Origin of the sequence: Chryseobacterium fluminis, assembly GCF_026314945.1 — a bacterium.
GTDB classification, from domain to species: Bacteria; Bacteroidota; Bacteroidia; order Flavobacteriales; family Weeksellaceae; genus Chryseobacterium; species Chryseobacterium fluminis.
Genome location: NZ_CP111121.1, coordinates 4,083,114 through 4,099,309, shown reverse-complemented (window position 1 = coordinate 4,099,309; position 16,196 = coordinate 4,083,114). Strand labels below are relative to the sequence as shown.

14 protein-coding genes and 1 pseudogene are annotated in these 16,196 nt (G+C 36.7%); 9 read left to right on the top strand and 6 right to left on the bottom strand.

The annotated features are described in order from the left end of the window. Window positions 1–71 precede the first annotated feature (71 nt). Complete coding sequence (locus tag ODZ84_RS18750) at window positions 72–461, top strand: helix-turn-helix domain-containing protein (RefSeq protein WP_266173915.1); 390 nt, start codon at window positions 72–74, stop codon at window positions 459–461. A 73-nt stretch (window positions 462–534) separates the two neighbouring features. On the opposite strand, the gene ODZ84_RS18745 is transcribed toward ODZ84_RS18750, so the two are convergent. Beyond that, entirely contained in the window at window positions 535–1,374 is an 840-nt protein-coding gene (locus ODZ84_RS18745) for a GLPGLI family protein (protein ID WP_266173914.1), read from the bottom strand. A gap of 135 nt (window positions 1,375–1,509) precedes the next feature. Further along, the gene (locus ODZ84_RS23705) at window positions 1,510–1,692 is read right to left on the bottom strand and encodes a bacteriocin-like protein (RefSeq protein WP_408612351.1); all 183 of its coding nucleotides are present in this window, start codon (window positions 1,690–1,692) and stop codon (window positions 1,510–1,512) included. Between the two features lie 350 nt (window positions 1,693–2,042). Between ODZ84_RS23705 and ODZ84_RS18740 the strand changes: the two genes are divergently transcribed. The 6 genes and pseudogenes from ODZ84_RS18740 to recG all read left to right on the top strand — a co-directional run bounded on the left by ODZ84_RS18740 (window position 2,043) and on the right by recG (window position 10,964). After that, a complete protein-coding gene (locus ODZ84_RS18740; RefSeq protein WP_266173913.1) occupies window positions 2,043–3,698 on the top strand; it encodes a peptide MFS transporter in 1,656 nt (551 codons plus the stop codon). Window positions 3,699–3,829: 131 nt separating this feature from the next. After that, a complete protein-coding gene (locus tag ODZ84_RS18735; RefSeq protein ID WP_266173911.1) occupies window positions 3,830–5,581 on the top strand; it encodes a peptide MFS transporter in 1,752 nt (583 codons plus the stop codon). Window positions 5,582–5,643: 62 nt separating this feature from the next. Further along, the gene (locus ODZ84_RS18730) at window positions 5,644–6,639 is read left to right on the top strand and encodes a PDDEXK nuclease domain-containing protein (RefSeq protein ID WP_266173910.1); all 996 of its coding nucleotides are present in this window, start codon (window positions 5,644–5,646) and stop codon (window positions 6,637–6,639) included. Window positions 6,640–6,656: 17 nt separating this feature from the next. Continuing rightward, window positions 6,657–8,167: pseudogene (locus tag ODZ84_RS18725) on the top strand (peptide MFS transporter). Between the two features lie 41 nt (window positions 8,168–8,208). Continuing rightward, a complete protein-coding gene (locus ODZ84_RS18720; RefSeq protein ID WP_266173909.1) occupies window positions 8,209–8,742 on the top strand; it encodes a thioredoxin family protein in 534 nt (177 codons plus the stop codon). Between the two features lie 113 nt (window positions 8,743–8,855). Beyond that, window positions 8,856–10,964 carry an ATP-dependent DNA helicase RecG gene (recG, locus tag ODZ84_RS18715; RefSeq protein ID WP_266177404.1) on the top strand — a complete coding sequence of 703 codons (2,109 nt, stop codon included), beginning with the start codon at window positions 8,856–8,858 and terminating at the stop codon, window positions 10,962–10,964. Window positions 10,965–11,540: 576 nt separating this feature from the next. Here the strand turns inward: recG and ODZ84_RS18710 are convergent. The 4 genes from ODZ84_RS18710 to dapA form a co-directional block, all read right to left on the bottom strand. Continuing rightward, window positions 11,541–11,987 (bottom strand): response regulator, encoded by a 447-nt coding sequence (locus tag ODZ84_RS18710; protein ID WP_266173907.1) that lies wholly within the window; start codon window positions 11,985–11,987, stop codon window positions 11,541–11,543. Further along, window positions 11,980–12,561 carry a helix-turn-helix domain-containing protein gene (locus tag ODZ84_RS18705; protein ID WP_266173906.1) on the bottom strand — a complete coding sequence of 194 codons (582 nt, stop codon included), beginning with the start codon at window positions 12,559–12,561 and terminating at the stop codon, window positions 11,980–11,982. The genes ODZ84_RS18710 and ODZ84_RS18705 overlap by 8 nt, the downstream gene beginning before the upstream one ends. A gap of 287 nt (window positions 12,562–12,848) precedes the next feature. Beyond that, the gene (locus tag ODZ84_RS18700; protein WP_266173905.1) at window positions 12,849–13,355 is read right to left on the bottom strand and encodes a GNAT family N-acetyltransferase; all 507 of its coding nucleotides are present in this window, start codon (window positions 13,353–13,355) and stop codon (window positions 12,849–12,851) included. A 145-nt stretch (window positions 13,356–13,500) separates the two neighbouring features. Next, a complete protein-coding gene (gene dapA / locus ODZ84_RS18695; protein ID WP_266173904.1) occupies window positions 13,501–14,379 on the bottom strand; it encodes a 4-hydroxy-tetrahydrodipicolinate synthase in 879 nt (292 codons plus the stop codon). 107 nt (window positions 14,380–14,486) lie between these two features. On the opposite strand from dapA, the gene ODZ84_RS18690 reads away from it, so the two are divergent. Together ODZ84_RS18690 and ODZ84_RS18685 are read left to right on the top strand one after the other, a co-directional pair. Beyond that, window positions 14,487–15,245, top strand: a complete 759-nt coding sequence (locus tag ODZ84_RS18690; protein WP_266173902.1) for a 5'-nucleotidase C-terminal domain-containing protein — start codon at window positions 14,487–14,489, stop codon at window positions 15,243–15,245. Then, complete coding sequence (locus tag ODZ84_RS18685) at window positions 15,245–16,195, top strand: bifunctional metallophosphatase/5'-nucleotidase (RefSeq protein ID WP_266173901.1); 951 nt, start codon at window positions 15,245–15,247, stop codon at window positions 16,193–16,195. Before ODZ84_RS18690 ends, ODZ84_RS18685 begins: the two co-directional genes overlap by 1 nt. Window position 16,196 lies beyond the last annotated feature (1 nt).

Genomic DNA, 16,196 nt, shown 5'->3' with positions numbered 1-16,196 from the left:
ACTCATGCATTTTTCCTGTAATTTTCTTGCAGAATAGTTACATGTTTTGCATATTTGTAAAAAACATTTTAATGATGATTCACGAAAAACTTAGAAACTTACGTAAACAAAAAGGTATGTCTCAGGAAAAAATGGCTAAGATACTCTCTACAGATCCATCCAATTACTCCCGCAAAGAAAGAGGAGAAGTAAAAATTCATGATGATGAATGGCAAAAGTTGGCTGACGCTCTTGAAGTACCGGTTGAAGATATCAAAGAAGAGAAAGAATTGAAAATGGTACACAATGACAACTCGACTTTTAACGATCATTCAGGCAACTATTATAATCAACATTTTAATATACCAAATGTATTGTTAGATAGTTTACAAGATTATATTACTATTCTAAAAGAGCAAAATGCACTTCTCAAACAAGAAAACGAGGAATTAAAAAATAAATTAAAAGTCACTGAAGAGTAATCCAGATTAAGAGGTGGTTCTTTTACATTATTCCAGGAAAATGTTTTTGGAAATGACCGTTCAGACGCCTCAATTATCTCAACAAATCAATCTCAATAATATTATTATCTTTTTTTAATCTTTCTTTTCTGAGATTTTCTACTAATCTCATATGTTCCTGTCTTTTTTCTTCTGACTCATAATATATATCGCCACTCAAAGCTTTCTGTCTGAATTCTCTGACAGGATCTCTGCGATATTCTTTATAAAATTTAACGAAATCTTTCAAAGTAAAATTTCGGGGTTTCTCTTTTTCATCGATTATATTTGAGATAGAGTTATCCGTTACCTTTTTCATTCCCTGAAGGTGAAAGCTGTGGGAATTTGTAGTGTCTGTAATTTCTACGATTAGCCCTGGTAAACCTCTAAATTTATATGGCCCATCATTAAATGGAATTTCTTCCGTAAACCAGGCTATCCATCTTCTTCCGGCAAAATCTACTTCTGCTCTTTGACAGTCATAAGTCCTAATAGTCTTTTTTTCAGGAAGAAGAACCCAGTTTAAGGACCTGTCGTCAGAAACAATAAAATTATAGGATGTTGAAAATTCATCTGTTATTAAAGAGGTTTTAAGATCAGGATATTTTTTTATAACAATATACCTTGTATTAATATTTTCATCCGGCATTGTTATAATTTCTTTTTTAGCATCTTCGATCATGGTAGAGTCAGAAATCATCTTTTTTTGACTGATAAAAACAGATTTTTCCTTATCAATCTCCAAAAGCATATTCTCATTGATAATATGGTTTTTATTCAGGGTATCAGGTATAGAGGCATAAGTATATACGAAACGATATTTCTGGGCAGAAACAAGGGGGAAAATACAAAAGACGAAAATTATTATATATTTAAGATTACTATAACTATACATATATTTAATTTTAACAATAAAGGAAGGTGTATCACAACTCAATGATGTAGGTTGAGAAAACCCTTCTCGTATAGGGTACAGGAAAACTCATTAAAAAGGCCGTTTTCACGAGTTGTGAGACGGCCTCGTTTGTTTTTAACAAGGTACAGGATAAGATCCGCTACTGCATTTAGGTCTGGACCTGATATAAACACATTCACTACATGCATCGCTGTTATTAGAACAACATTTATAGCGTCCTCCTTCGCTATTCTCTTCTACAAAACCTCCTTCAATAAATTTCAAATCTGTTCTCGAAAGTTTTTTTAAATTTTTCATAATGGTTTTTTTTAATGATTATTTGTCACTATTGACACTCCGAAACTAGAAAACTAATATCACATCCAGGAGAAATACGCTTGTGTTTTTTATGCAATTTATCTGTACATAAACAATACAAATTTTAAATGATCAGAAGCTTTCTTTCTCATCCCAGTTCCCGATCGGAATTCTACATTTATTCGCACATATAAACCATAGAAATTGTAAAATCAATCAGAATTGTTCTCTATCATCCGAATGCACCATTGGAATACTGGATTCATTTCACTTATCATTTCTGCTTAATATTATTTATTTTATCAATTGAAATTAAAAACTTATTTTTGAGAAATTTGAAATTTGATTATATGAAGACTAAACATCCTAAAGGCCTTCCCTTTCTGTTTTTCACAGAGATGTGGGAACGTTTCGGGTACTATCTCATTCTCGGAATCTTTGTTCTGTATGTTATTGAACCTACCGGAATAAAAGGCGGACTTGGGCTTCCCGACAAAACAGCAGATGATATTTTCGGAACCTATATTGCCCTGACTTATCTCACCCCTTTTATCGGCGGGTTTTTAGCAGACAGGGTTTTAGGATATATAAAGTCTATTTATCTTGGGGGAATCTTAATGGCTGCCGGATATATCGGGATGGGGGTATTTAAAGATCTGACGCTTTTTTATTCTTCTTTAGCTCTGATTATCATTGGAAACGGATTCTTTAAGCCTACCATTTCCACCCTGTTGGGAAATTTATATTCAGAAGAACCTTATAAGGCCAATAAAGATTCGGGATATAATATTTTTTATATGGGAATCAATATCGGAGCGTTTATCTGTAATATCATTGCAGCCTTTATGCGGAATAAATTCGGCTGGGGCGAAGCTTTCATCACTGCCGGAGTCGGGATGCTCATCGGGATGGTTATTTTTACCATTGGAAGAAAGCACTATATCCATGCTGCTCAGATGAAACCAGTACAGGAAGGTGATACAAAGCTTTCTGAGATTATGATTAAGGTTTTCCTGCCGGCTATCATTGCAGGAGTGATCGGTTGGGTTATACCGGGAAATATTTTCGGAAGCGACAGTACGGATGCCTTTATTTTTGCCTGCGTTCCTGTCATCTATTTTTATGCTTCTCTTTATTTTAAAGCAAAACCCCAGGAAAAATCATCCATCGGAGCTCTGTTATCGGTCTTTCTGATCAGTATGTTTTTCTGGGCTGTCTTCAAGCAGAACGGAACAGCTTTGACAAGATGGGCCAATTACTATACCGACAGAAGTGTGCCCGCAGCTCTGGAGAAACCTTTGGAAGGAATTTATATGGTTGACGGGAAAGGTTATGAAGACAAGGAAGTTTCTGTGTATGACGATCAGTATCAGTCCCAAAAAGATAAAGACGGAAATACCATCAAAGAACAGGGCAAAGACATCTATTTTAAAAACATCTCACATGAACAGCGTGCAGAATTGGAAAACAACCCTGAAAAGAAAGTTTATCTTTACAATACAGAACTGTTTCAATCGATCAATCCGTTTTGGGTAATCGCATTAACACCACTTATCGTGGGGTTCTGGGCCCTGTTAAGAAGAAAAGGGAAAGAACCTCTGACCCCTACAAAAATTGTTTTGGGACTTTTTATTTCAGGATTGTCCTGTCTGGTCATGGTGCTGGCAGTTTGGGCCGGAGATAACGGCGCAGTGAAAGTTTCGCCCTGGTGGCTGGTGGCCAGTTATGGAGTTATTACTGTCGGTGAGCTTTGCCTTTCTCCCATGGGTCTTTCATTTGTTTCCAAACTTTCCCCTGCAAGAATTACGGCACTGATGATGGGAGGCTTTTTCCTGGCTAACTCCGTAGGTAATAAACTTTCAGGGATTTTAGCAAGCACCTGGTACAGCTACGACAATAAGATGAATTACTTCCTTGTGAACTTTGCGCTGTTGATATTTGCCACACTATTGGGGCTATCGATGTTAAAAAGACTCAACAAAATCATGAAAGAAAAAGGACACTAATTTTACAAACATAAAGAAAATCAAGCTGTAGAATAGGTCTGCAGCTTTTTTATTTAAATATAAAATTAAAATCTTGCTGAAAACACAAAAAAAACTATATTTGTCAGTCTTAACAAAAATTAACAATAAAAATGGATAATACTCAAGCATTAGGTCCTAAGCCGGATGAAATTGTAGAAAGAAGTTCCAGACACCCAAAAGGATTGTGGGTACTTTTCGGAACAGAAATGTGGGAGCGTTTCAACTTTTATGGAATGAGAGCACTTCTGACGCTCTTCATGGTAAATTCCTTACTAATAAAAGAAGCAGATGCAGCGATCATCTATGGCGGATTTTTAGCTTTATGTTATCTTACTCCGCTTTTGGGAGGTTTCATTGCTGACAAATATATCGGAAACAGAAACGCGATCCTGATCGGAGGTTCATTAATGGCCATCGGGCAGTTTTTACTGTTCATCAGCGCATCAAGCTTTTCAGCTGACTTAGGAAGTGCAAAAACGATCATGTGGCTGGCTTTATTCGTTATTATTTTCGGTAACGGATTCTTTAAGCCAAATATTTCCTCGATGGTAGGAAGTCTTTATCCTAAGCAGGAAAAATCAAAACTGGATTCCGCTTTTACGATTTTCTATATGGGAATCAATATCGGTGCGTTTTTAGGACAGTTTATTTGTCCGTACGTAGGAGACGTTAAGGATGCTGCGACAGGAGTAAGAGATATTTTCGCTTTTAAGTGGGGGTTCTTAGCGGCTTCCATTGCGATGGTAATCGGAACAATAACCTTCTTTATCCTTAAAAACAAATATGTCGTAACCCCTGAAGGAAGACCTATCGGCGGATTACCTAAAAACAATACAAGTGCAGATTTTGAAGAAGGTGAAACTCAGACGGCAAAATTCTCCGGAGCGTCATTAGGGATCACAGGAGGTATCTTTGTTATTCTTTTCTTCGCTTTCAGATATTTACTGGTGGGAGAATTCGGGTTTAAAGCAGTAGAAATGGGACAGCTGATCAAAGGAGTTATTTATCCTTTCATTTATGCGGCCGGTATTGCTTTAGCATTCTTAATTATGAGCTCTGCTGAAAACAAGGTGGAAAAACAGAGAATCTGGGTAATTTATATCGTATCATTCTTTATTATTTTCTTCTGGGCAGCTTTCGAGCAGGCAGGTTCTTCATTAACATTTATTGCAGATAATCAAACAGACAGAAACATCTTCGGATGGAACATGCCTCCATCCATGGTTCAGATTTTTAACGGTATCTTCGTTGTCCTATTGGCGGTACCTTTCAGTCTGTGTTGGGATAAATTAAGAGCTAAAGGAAAGGAGCCGGTATCTCCTATGAAGCAGGCGATTGGTTTGGCTTTGATTGCATTAAGTTATTTTATCATTGCACACAACGTAAAAGATCTCGGAAATTCTGGTTTATTGGCTATTAAATGGTTAATGCTTTTATATTTCATTCAAACTTGCGGGGAGCTTTGTCTATCACCAATCGGTTTATCATTGGTAGGTAAATTGGCTCCAAAAAGATTTGCCTCTTTATTATATGGAGTATTCTTTATTTCCAATGCTGCCGGATATGCATTGGCAGGATCGCTGGGAGCATTGATTCCGGCTACGGGCGATAAATTCTCCAAAGCACAGGAAATCGGGGTAAATCTTCAGGATGTTTTAGATAAAAAGGTTACCTTAAATGCAAATCAGGTGGCCGCTTTTGAAAAGGCTCAGTTACCTTTGGCAAACCCTACGTTCGCCGGATTTGAGATCCATAACTTATTCGAATTCTTTATGGTATTCGTGGTACTGTGTGGTATTGCTGCTGTAATTTTAGCTTTAATCTCTCCTATTTTAAAGAAAATGATGCACGGTGTAAACTAACTGCATTAATAAAATACAATGAAAACCTCTGCCAAGTCAGAGGTTTTTTTTATTTTCGTAAGATGGAAATTTCCGAAGATTCTTTATTTCAATCAGTAAGAGAGCTTATTACCCAATCGCGCGAAAAAGTTTTTCGAATGGCGAATTCTACTCTTTTGCTTACGTATTGGCAAATCGGAAAACTCATCGTTGAAGATGAACAAAAAGGAAAAGAACGTGCAGCGTACGGAAAATTTACTTTAAAAAACCTTTCAAAAAAGCTGACTGCAGAATTTGGAAAAGGCTTTGACTACACGAACCTTTCCAATATGCGTAAGTTTTATACTGCATTTCCAATTGTTGACGCATTGCGTCAACAATTGAGTTGGACCCATTACAGATTATTAATAAAGCTTGATAATTCAGATAAAATGAATTATTATATCAATGAATCTGTTCAAAACCACTGGAATTCCCGGGACCTGAAAAGACAGATCAGTTCTCTCGCTTATGAAAGAGTTCTGGAACATAAAAAGAACACCGACGAAACGATTCATAGTGTCTTAAAAGATCCTTACATTTTTGAATTCTTGGGACTAAAAACCGATGAAAAAATTTCCGAAAAAGAGATTGAAACGGCTATTATCGATCATATTCAGAAATTCTTACTGGAATTTGGGAAAGGCTTTGCTTTTGTTTCAAGACAACAGCATATTTCCACAGATACTTCAGATTTTTATATCGATCTGGTTTTTTACAATTATATCTTAAAATGCTTCGTTATTATCGATTTGAAAACCGGCGAACTTTCACATCAGGACATCGGCCAGATGGACATGTATGTAAGAATGTATGACGATCTGAAACGCGGTGAAGGTGATAATCCGACGATCGGAATTTTACTGTGCTCCGAAAAAGATGAAACCATTGTAAAGTATTCGGTTCTTAATGACAAAAATAATCTTTTCGCCAGCAAGTATCTTCTGTATCTTCCCAAAGAAGAAGAATTAAAACAAATTATTGATCAGGACAGAATTCGTTTTGAACTCGATCAACAAGACTATAAAACCCCTAATTAAATTAATCATAGATCATTATGAGCTTAACTTTAGATGAAATACAAAATTTCAAAGGAAAATACCCTAGGCAAATCTGGAGTCTGTTTTTCTCTGAAATGTGGGAACGCTTCTGTTTCTACGGAATGAGAGGAATGTTGGTTTTCTTTATGATTTCACAACTCAATTTTCACGAAAGTGAAGCCAATCTTCAATATGGTGCGACGCAGGCTTTTGTGTATGCTTTTACATTTATCGGAGGGTTATTTGCCGATAAAATTTTAGGCTTCAGAAAATCTCTGTTCTGGGGCGGACTTTTAATGATTGTGGGAAGTCTGATTCTCGCAACAGATCCGCACAAATTTTTCTTCCTGGGAATTGCATTTACCGTGGTAGGAACCGGATTTTTTAAGCCGAATATCTCTTCTATGGTAGGACAGCTTTATAAGCCCAATGATTCAAGGGCAGACGCCGGCTTTTCACTTTTTTATGCCGGAATCAATCTTGGAGCCTTATTGGGCGGATATTTATGTATTGCGATCGGAAAAGGAGAAATTCTTGCCAGCTATATTCCCGAAGATCTGAGATGGCATCTTGCCTTTGGATTTGCAGCTATCGTTATGGTGATCAGTTTAATTAATTTTGTTTTTACCCAAAGAAGTTTAGGATCTATAGGCCTTCAGCCGGGTCATCCTGATCATGAAACCAAATCTTCTCCAATCCCGAAATGGCAGGAGTATGGGGTTTATGTTTTATCACTAATTTTTGTTCCCATCATCATGATCATGGTGGCAAAAACCCAATATACTGATTATTTTATGTGGACAATAGGACCATTAACCCTGGTCTATTTATTCTACGAGATGACAAAAGTAACGCCGTCGGAACGTAAAAAATTATGGGCGGCACTGGTCTTCATCCTGTTCTCCATTTTATTCTGGGGAATTTATGAGCAGAGCGGAGGTTCGCTAAGTATTTTTGCAGCGAAAAATTTAAATAAAGATCTTTTAGGGTTAGATCCGAACGGGGTTAACAATTCCGGAGGTGCATTTTTCATCATTTTCCTCGCTCCGCTTATCGGTCTGCTCTGGATTTGGCTCAATAAGCGAAAAATAGAACCCAACACCATTATCAAATTCGGTCTTGGATTCATTTTCCTCGGATTAGGATATTATGTATTATTTGCCACAAGACTTTTCGTAAACCTTCAGGGATCACCTCATTGAATTTCTTTACCATTGCCCTGTTGGTTATTACTTTAGGAGAACTGTGCCTGTCACCGATCGGTTTATCCATCATGACCAAGCTTTCTACCAAAAATCTGCAGGGAATGATGATGGGCATGTGGTTTCTGGCTTCGGCGTACGGACAATATGTAGCAGGAATTATCGGGGCGGGGTTAGCCACAGCTAAAGAAGGATCGACCAATTATGATGCCTTTATCACTTATACCGATGGATATAAACAATTGGGATTATACGCTGTGATTGCGGGCGTAGTGTTAATTTTGATCTCTCCTTATGTAAGAAAATTAATGCAGGAGGTAAAATAAAGATAAGTAAATTATGCTTATTTTTACTTAAATATCCAATCATGAAGAAAATAATAAGCATAATCTGCATTTTTTGGTTAAGTCTCAGTTTTGCCCAGGTAAAGTGGATGACGATTGAAGAGGCTTTACAGGCACAGAAAGAAAATCCTAAAAAGATCCTGATTGATTTCTACGCAGAATGGTGCGGACCCTGCAAAATAATGGACAAAAAAACATACGGACATCAGGTGATTGCTGATATTTTAAATGAAAATTTTTATCCCGTAAAATTTAATGCAGAAGAAAAAAAATCCGTTGAAATTTTCGGAAGAACTTTTGCCAACGCAGATAAAGAACACAAGAAAGGTAAAAACTCCCTTCACGAATTCACCCAATATATGAATGTGGGTGCTGTTCCAAGCACTGTATTTCTTGATGAAAGCGGCGGACCTATTACCATTCTTCAGGGGGAGCTGTCTGCAAAAGAACTGGAACCTTATTTAGAATTGATTTCCAAAGACCTTTATAAAAAAATAAAAACAAGACCACAGTGGGAAGATTACCAGAAGAAGTTCAAATCCAGAATTAAAGATTAATCCATTGTTTTTTAGGTCTGTTCTCAAAATATATAACTAAGACTTTCAATTTTTTTGGAAGTCTTTTTTATTTTACCGAAATTCGGGCTTTAATTTTCCGTTCAAACTTTGATCTGAAATCCCGGGTCTCAGATAAAATGACTTTAGAAACTTCCATAGAATATGTAAAGGGCATCGGCCCGGACAGAGCCAAACTCATCAAAAATGTGCTGGCTATTTCCAATGTAGAAGATCTTCTGAACTTCTACCCTATCCGTTATCTGGATAAAAATAAGGTATATACCGTTTCCCAGCTTCAGGAATCAAACCTTGATGTCCAGTTGAAAGGAAAAATTACAAATATTCAGGAGATCCAGACTGGTAAAACAAAAAGACTCGCTGCCAAGTTCAGGGATGATACAGGATCGATGGATCTGGTATGGTTTCAGTATTCAAAATGGCTGAAGGAACAACTTCCGGTCAACAAAGAAGTCTTTATTTTCGGAAAAATTAATGTTTTTAACAATCAGTACTCAATGCCGCATCCGGAGATTGAAGTTGAAGAAAAAAAAGAAAGTGACAGCCGTCTGAAACCCATCTATCCAAGTTCTGAAAAACTGACCAAAAGAGGATTAAACCAAAGGTTTTTCCAGAATGTTCTCAGAAACATCTGCAAAGAGATTCCTAATCTTATTGAGGAAAATATGCCTGACTATATGATCAGACATTTTAAGTTTTTATCAAGACAGCATACTTTTTTAAATATTCATTTTCCCAAAAATATGGAGTATTTTGAAAAAGCCAATTACAGATTAAAATTTGAAGAATCATTCTTTTTCCAGTTAGGATACGGACTGAAGAAGCTTCACCATAAAACCCATAATTTCGGGAATCCTTTTCCCGTTGTGGGTGAATATTTTACCGGTTTTTATGAAAACCATCTGCCTTTTGAGCTTACCGGTGCTCAGAAACGGGTCTTAAAGGAAATCCGGCTGGATATGAAAAGACCGGTCCAGATGAACAGACTTTTACAGGGCGATGTGGGTTCGGGAAAAACAATGGTTGCCTTACTGACCATGCTTATCGCGATGGATAACGGTTTTCAGAGCTGTATGATGGCTCCTACTGAAATTCTTGCCCAACAGCACTATAACGGAATTAAAGATCTTCTGGCTGAAACCGGTATCAACGTACGGTTATTGACCGGTTCTTCAAAAGCTTCCCAAAGAAAAATTATCCACCAGGAACTTGAAAACGGTGAACTTTCCATTCTGGTGGGTACCCATGCCATTCTGGAGGATAAAGTAAAATTTAAAAATCTGGGATTAGCCATTATTGATGAGCAGCACCGGTTTGGGGTGGCACAGAGAGCCAAGCTCTGGGCAAAAAATAAAATTCCCCCACACATTCTGGTAATGACTGCAACGCCCATCCCCCGAACGCTGGCTATGAGTTTCTATTCTGATCTTGATGTTTCCGTGATTGATGAGATGCCGGTAGGCAGAAAACCTATTATTACGGCTCACCGAAGAGAAAAAGATCGGGCGTATGTCTATGATTTCTGCCGGGAGGAAATTCAGAAAGGACGACAGGTATATTTTGTTTATCCCCTGATAGAAGAATCTGAGACATTAGATTACCGAAACCTGATGGAAGGAATGGACAACGTAATGGATAATTTTTCAAAATATAATGTTACCATGCTTCACGGGAAAATGAAACCTGATGAAAAAGATGCGGCTATGAATTATTTTGCCTCCGGAAAAGCGGAAATTATGGTGGCGACCACTGTAATTGAGGTTGGAGTAAATGTTCCGAACGCTTCGGTGATGGTGATAGAAAGTGCTGAAAGATTTGGTTTATCACAGCTTCATCAGCTCCGTGGGCGCGTAGGTCGTGGTGCGGAACAGAGCTACTGTATTCTGATGACTTCCGATAAATTATCTTCCGACAGCAGGACCAGGATAAAAACCATGACCGAGACCAATGACGGTTTTAAAATATCTGAAGTTGATATGCAGCTGCGCGGGCCCGGCGACATCCTGGGTACTCAGCAAAGCGGAGTGGTAGATTTTAAAAGACTGGATCTTGTTCATGATTCGGCTATTATAAAACTAACAAAAAAAACGGTAGAGAAAATTCTTGAAAATGACCCGCATCTCAACAGACCTGATCACATTGCTATTAAAAGTTATTATCTGAAATATTATAAAGGGAAAAATAAATGGAGCAAGATTTCTTAAAATAAAAAACCGCGCAAAGATTCTCTTCACGCGGCCCCCCTTATAAAACTGTTATTTAGAAGAAATTACTATTTCAATTTATTAGCTATGGTTCCTATATTCACAAAATTTATATAAATATCAAGGATGGTAATAACCCGGGTGACGACTAAAATAAAAAACAAAATGAATTATGTTTCCAATCATTATTATAAAAACTAACAGGCTTTCGATAAAGGATATTTAATATGAACACATTAAAATCCGTCACTACTTACGAGTTTTCATGATTGTACCGTTTTGTTTAAAGATCTTCTGCGCTTATCAATTGGAAAGTGATATAATTCATTTTGTTTAACTAACATTGTGATCTATATAATTCAGTTTCAATACTGAAACAACTATTTTTTTTATTTACCTGTCTTTAAATGCTTTATTCGCATTGCTTGTCTGTCGTTACAAAAATGATGATACCTGAGGAAATAATCTTTATATGATTTCAATAATTAATTACACAATTTTCACCTTTGTGTGAATACTATGTTACGAATATATTCCTACCTGATGAACGAACAGACCGTATTTATATTGAAGTCTTTAAATTTTCAGAATAAAATTATCTCTATTAAGTCCTGAGGTCTGGTACTGCCATATTACGGCAACTACATCTGAAACGATCTTTTTAAGATCTGCATAGGTATTAGGTTTTCTGATAAAAACATGCGCACCGGCTACAAAGAAATCCTCTATTTCACTTTCAGGAAGATTTTCACCATAAACTGCGATAATCATATTGCCAAACCTCACTTCTGATCTGATCTCCTGAATAGATTCTTTACTTATTCCTCCCGATAACGTATTATGGAGCAGTAAAATCTCAGGGATGCGACCCTCTGTACTGTTCAGATAATCCATTACCTGTATCTCACTCTGGAAACACTGAACCATGATCTCTATTTTTAATTCCTTAAATATACTTTTCAGAAGAATTTGGCCGGCTTCGTCGTCATCAGCAAGGATAACATTCAGAAATTCCCTATTCATAATTCATTTGCGAAGTAATCATGAGACTTTTTGCCTTTCTCTTTTTCATTACAATCCGATGAAACTGCGAAGGGGTAATTCCTGTGGTGTTTTTAAATTGCGTACTTAAATGAGCAACACTGGAATAATTCAGCTTATGAGCAATTTCTGTAAGACTCTGCTTATTTCCTATGATCAGTTCTTTGGCATGTTCAATTTTCTGAAGGATAATAAAATTCTCTATAGAGGTATGGGTAACCTCAGAAAATAAATTTGAAAGATAGCCGTAGCTGTGATTTAATTTTTCCGCTATATAGATAGAAGCTTTCACCGGTATTACTTCTTCTGAAAAAACCAGCTTTACAATAATATCCTTTATTTTTTGAACCAAAGTCGATCTTTGATTCTCAATAATCTCAATACCGTAATCTTCAAGATTCTTTTTAAAAGTTTTATGCTGCTCCTGAGTGAGCGTTTCATAAAATTCTACTTCTCCAAAATTCAGCAGTCGGTATTTTAAGCCGTGCTCTTTAAGCTTTTCATCCAATATCTTTTTGCAAAGAGCATTGAAATCAAATTTTACATACATTTTCATCCTGATTGAGTGTCTAAATTTCTTCGTAAATATACTAATTTATTTCATATCAGCGTGAAATAGAAAATCTTTCTGTATTTTCCTTTTAAACACAAAAAAATTCCTGCATAATGAAATACAGGAATTTAAACACTAAGGATGAAAAAAATATACTGATAAAAAGCTTTACAGCTTAAACCAAGCATATGAATGTATTGTTATAGGTGATTTGGTTCTTATACAAAGATCTGACAAAATTAAATATCACTTGTTATAGAATTACAGGATAATGTTACAGAATTTTAAGTCTATTCCATGTGAATTATGAATTCCATCAGATAATCGTCCATGACATAGTTGTTACCAATATCAAAAACACCTTCATCATATATTGTATATCCCTGAGATTCATAAAATTTTCTTGCAGGGTTGTATTTATTGACATTCAGAATAATTCTTGTATCCTGATTTTCCGAAACTTTTTGGGTTAAAAACTGTAATGCTTTTTTGCCAAGACCTTTTCCTTTACTCCCGGGTACCAGGTAAATCCGGTGAAGCTTTGTCGTTGTGTCTTCATAGTGATTTTCATATCCGATGAAGCCTTCAAAGGCATCATTCATGTCATCCTGAATTAAATAATAATGATAATTGGGATGCCGTAACTGGCCGGCAATTTCATCGTGTGAATACATGGCTCTCAGCATATACTCCATCTGTCCGGCAGACAGGATATCTGCATAAGCATTCTCCCAGGATCTTTTTGCCAGGTCCTGAATCAGAGGAATATCATTTTCTGTTGCTTTTATAAATTTCATTGTTTTAAACTTTGTCTATTGTTAATACAGAATCTTAAATATTTCTAAAGAAACAATGGTATAGAAAAAAGGTGAAAAGTAACGGACTTTCCACCTTTAAATCTCATTGTAATGTTGAAAATTTCACAGGAAATTTCAGTTTGTCTTATCCGGCAATTTTTGCCATTTCAGCTTTAATTTTAGCATACAGTCCTTCCGAGGCAGGAACCAGAGGAAGCCTCAGGTAATTTTTAATAATTCCCTTTTCTGCTAGAACTACTTTAATTCCACAAGGATTTCCTTCAGCAAAAATTAATCGTGTAATATCCACCAGCTTATTGTGAATAGCATAGGCTTCTTTTACTTTTCCCTCGAAAGCTAACTGTACCATGGAAGAAAATTCTTTTGGATACCCCTGTCCAATCACAGAAATTACACCATCACCACCCGCCAGTGTTACAGGAAGGGTGAATTCATCATCCCCGGAAACAAGAGAGAATCCTTCGGGTTTCTTTCTTAAGATATCAAAATACTGGAGAATATTGGGTGACGCCTCTTTGATCAGGAATAAATTCGGAAATTCATTGGCTAAGCGCAAAGTCGTTTCCGCCTCCACATTTTGTCCTGTTCTTGAAGGAACATTATAAATAATAATATTTTTACCTGTAGAAGCCAATGCTTTATAATGCTGATAAAGACCCTCCTGATTTGGTTTGTTATAGTAAGGAGATACAGAGAGTACCGCTTCGAATTCCGATAAATCTGTTTCCTCGATCTGTCTTTTAACTTCAAGCGTATTATTCCCACCGATTCCCAACACCAAAGGTAAGCGTTTACTGTTCACCTTAATGATATGATTTACCACCTGTTTCTTCTCCTCATTGGAAAGCGTTGCTGCCTCTGCTGTAGTCCCCAAAACAACTAAATAACTGGTTCCGTTTTCGACATTGTATTCCACAAGTTTCGTTAAACTGTCGAAATCAACGGATAAATCTTCATTAAAGGGTGTTACCAACGCAACACCTACTCCTTTTAAAATGCTCATCTGTTAAAATTATTTTTGTCAAATTTAATAATTTACGATAAGAATTTATAATAAATAAGAATGTTTTATTATACATATAATTATATTTGCATATACTAAAAGATGATATGAAAAATAAATTCTTATTACTGGGAATTGCTCTGGCTGCACTTTCTGCCTGTAAGACGGCTTCTCCGCTACAGGTAGCCTATGTGCAGGCTCAGGAAAATATTTCTATTAATAATGAGCTGAGGAATGATGAGGAGTTTGTAAAATTTATCGAACCCTATAAGCAAAAGCTGGACAGAGAAATGAATCAGAAGATATCTCATACCAGTACGGATCTTACCAAACAGGGCGACAACAGCAATCTGGGCAATCTTTTAGCAGATTATACTTTCGATGGCGCAGATGAATGGGCGAAAAAAAACCTTCAGAAAAACGTAGATGCTGCCCTGATCAATATCGGAGGAATCCGAACTACGATCGGAAAGGGTGATATTTTACTCAAAAACGTCTTTGAAGTAATGCCTTTTGAAAATGAAATCGTCATTGTAAAAATGAAAGGAACCGATTTACAAGGACTTTTTGACTATTACGCAAAAACCCAGGTCAATAATCCGGTTTCTCATTTATATATTGAAACCAATAACGGACTATCTGCGAAATCTTTAATCAACGGAAAAGCGGTAAACCCAAATCAGGAGTATTATATCGCAACGTCTGATTACCTGGCTTTAGGTGGTGACAACATGAAATTTTTCGCAAAAGGAGAATCTATTCCGACAGGATTGAAAATGAGAGATCTATTTATCGATTATTTTAAGAAAAATCCTGAGGTGAATGCAAGTACAGAGGTTCGTTTAAATTTTATCGGCAAAAAGTAATGGATAGAAAAAAGTTTTTAAAAGCAATAGGTGGCGGAACTTTAGCGATGACCTTAGCTCCCAATATGATGATGGCAGAAGGGTTGAATATTCCTGATTTAAAATCTGCCCGTAAACTGACTATTCTTCATACCAATGACCAGCACAGCAGGATAGAACCTTTTGATGCAAGCTATACCAAAAACCCGAATCAGGGTGGTTTCGCAAGAAGAGCCAGTCTGATTCAGCAAATCAGAAATCAGGAAAGTAATGTATTGCTTCTCGATTCCGGTGATATTTTTCAGGGAACGCCTTATTTCAATTTTTTCGGGGGTGAGCTGGAGTTTAAACTGATGTCTATGATGAAGTATGATGCTTCCACCATGGGAAATCATGATTTTGATAACGGCCTGGACGGGTTTTTAAAGGTTTTGCCAAACGCGAAATTTCCTTTTATCTGTTCGAATTATGATTTTAAAAATACCGTTCTTGACGGAAAGACTTCCCCTTATAAGATTTTCAGTAAAAACGGCATCAAAGTAGGCCTTTTCGGCGTAGGCATTGAGCTTGAGGGACTGGTTGGCAAAAAACAATATGGAGAAACCGTATATTCCGATCCTGTAGAGGTCGCGCAGCATTATTCCAACTACCTCAAAAATGAACAGAAGTGTGATCTTGTGATCTGTCTTTCGCACATTGGCTACGATTACAGGGATGAGTCCGATAAAATAAGTGATAAAGTCCTGGCGGCTAAAACAGAAAACATCGACCTTATTTTAGGGGGACACACCCACACCTTCCTGCCGGAACCTCAGACTTTTATCAACCGGCAAGGTAAAAATGTCCTGGTAAACCAGGTAGGCTGGGCCGGGCTTCTTTTGGGAAGAATAGACTTTTTCTTCGATTCTAATAAAAACGTAAAACATATTTCCTGGAATAATCAGGTTATTGACAGCAGCATAATAGCATAAT

Excerpts from the sequence above, each read along its gene's own strand:
- dapA (WP_266173904.1), bottom strand. The coding sequence starts at position 14,379 with ATGAGCATTTTAAAAGGAGTAGGTGTTGCGTTGGTAACACCCTTTAAT.
- ODZ84_RS18685 (WP_266173901.1), top strand. The coding sequence starts at position 15,245 with ATGGATAGAAAAAAGTTTTTAAAAGCAATAGGTGGCGGAACTTTAGCG.
- ODZ84_RS18710 (WP_266173907.1), bottom strand. The coding sequence starts at position 11,987 with ATGAATAGGGAATTTCTGAATGTTATCCTTGCTGATGACGACGAAGCC.
- ODZ84_RS18720 (WP_266173909.1), top strand. The coding sequence starts at position 8,209 with ATGAAGAAAATAATAAGCATAATCTGCATTTTTTGGTTAAGTCTCAGT.
- ODZ84_RS18690 (WP_266173902.1), top strand. The coding sequence starts at position 14,487 with ATGAAAAATAAATTCTTATTACTGGGAATTGCTCTGGCTGCACTTTCT.
- ODZ84_RS18750 (WP_266173915.1), top strand. The coding sequence starts at position 72 with ATGATGATTCACGAAAAACTTAGAAACTTACGTAAACAAAAAGGTATG.
- ODZ84_RS18735 (WP_266173911.1), top strand. The coding sequence starts at position 3,830 with ATGGATAATACTCAAGCATTAGGTCCTAAGCCGGATGAAATTGTAGAA.
- ODZ84_RS18705 (WP_266173906.1), bottom strand. The coding sequence starts at position 12,561 with ATGAAAATGTATGTAAAATTTGATTTCAATGCTCTTTGCAAAAAGATA.
- ODZ84_RS18700 (WP_266173905.1), bottom strand. The coding sequence starts at position 13,355 with ATGAAATTTATAAAAGCAACAGAAAATGATATTCCTCTGATTCAGGAC.
- ODZ84_RS18740 (WP_266173913.1), top strand. The coding sequence starts at position 2,043 with ATGAAGACTAAACATCCTAAAGGCCTTCCCTTTCTGTTTTTCACAGAG.
- ODZ84_RS23705 (WP_408612351.1), bottom strand. The coding sequence starts at position 1,692 with ATGAAAAATTTAAAAAAACTTTCGAGAACAGATTTGAAATTTATTGAA.
- ODZ84_RS18745 (WP_266173914.1), bottom strand. The coding sequence starts at position 1,374 with ATGTATAGTTATAGTAATCTTAAATATATAATAATTTTCGTCTTTTGT.
- ODZ84_RS18730 (WP_266173910.1), top strand. The coding sequence starts at position 5,644 with ATGGAAATTTCCGAAGATTCTTTATTTCAATCAGTAAGAGAGCTTATT.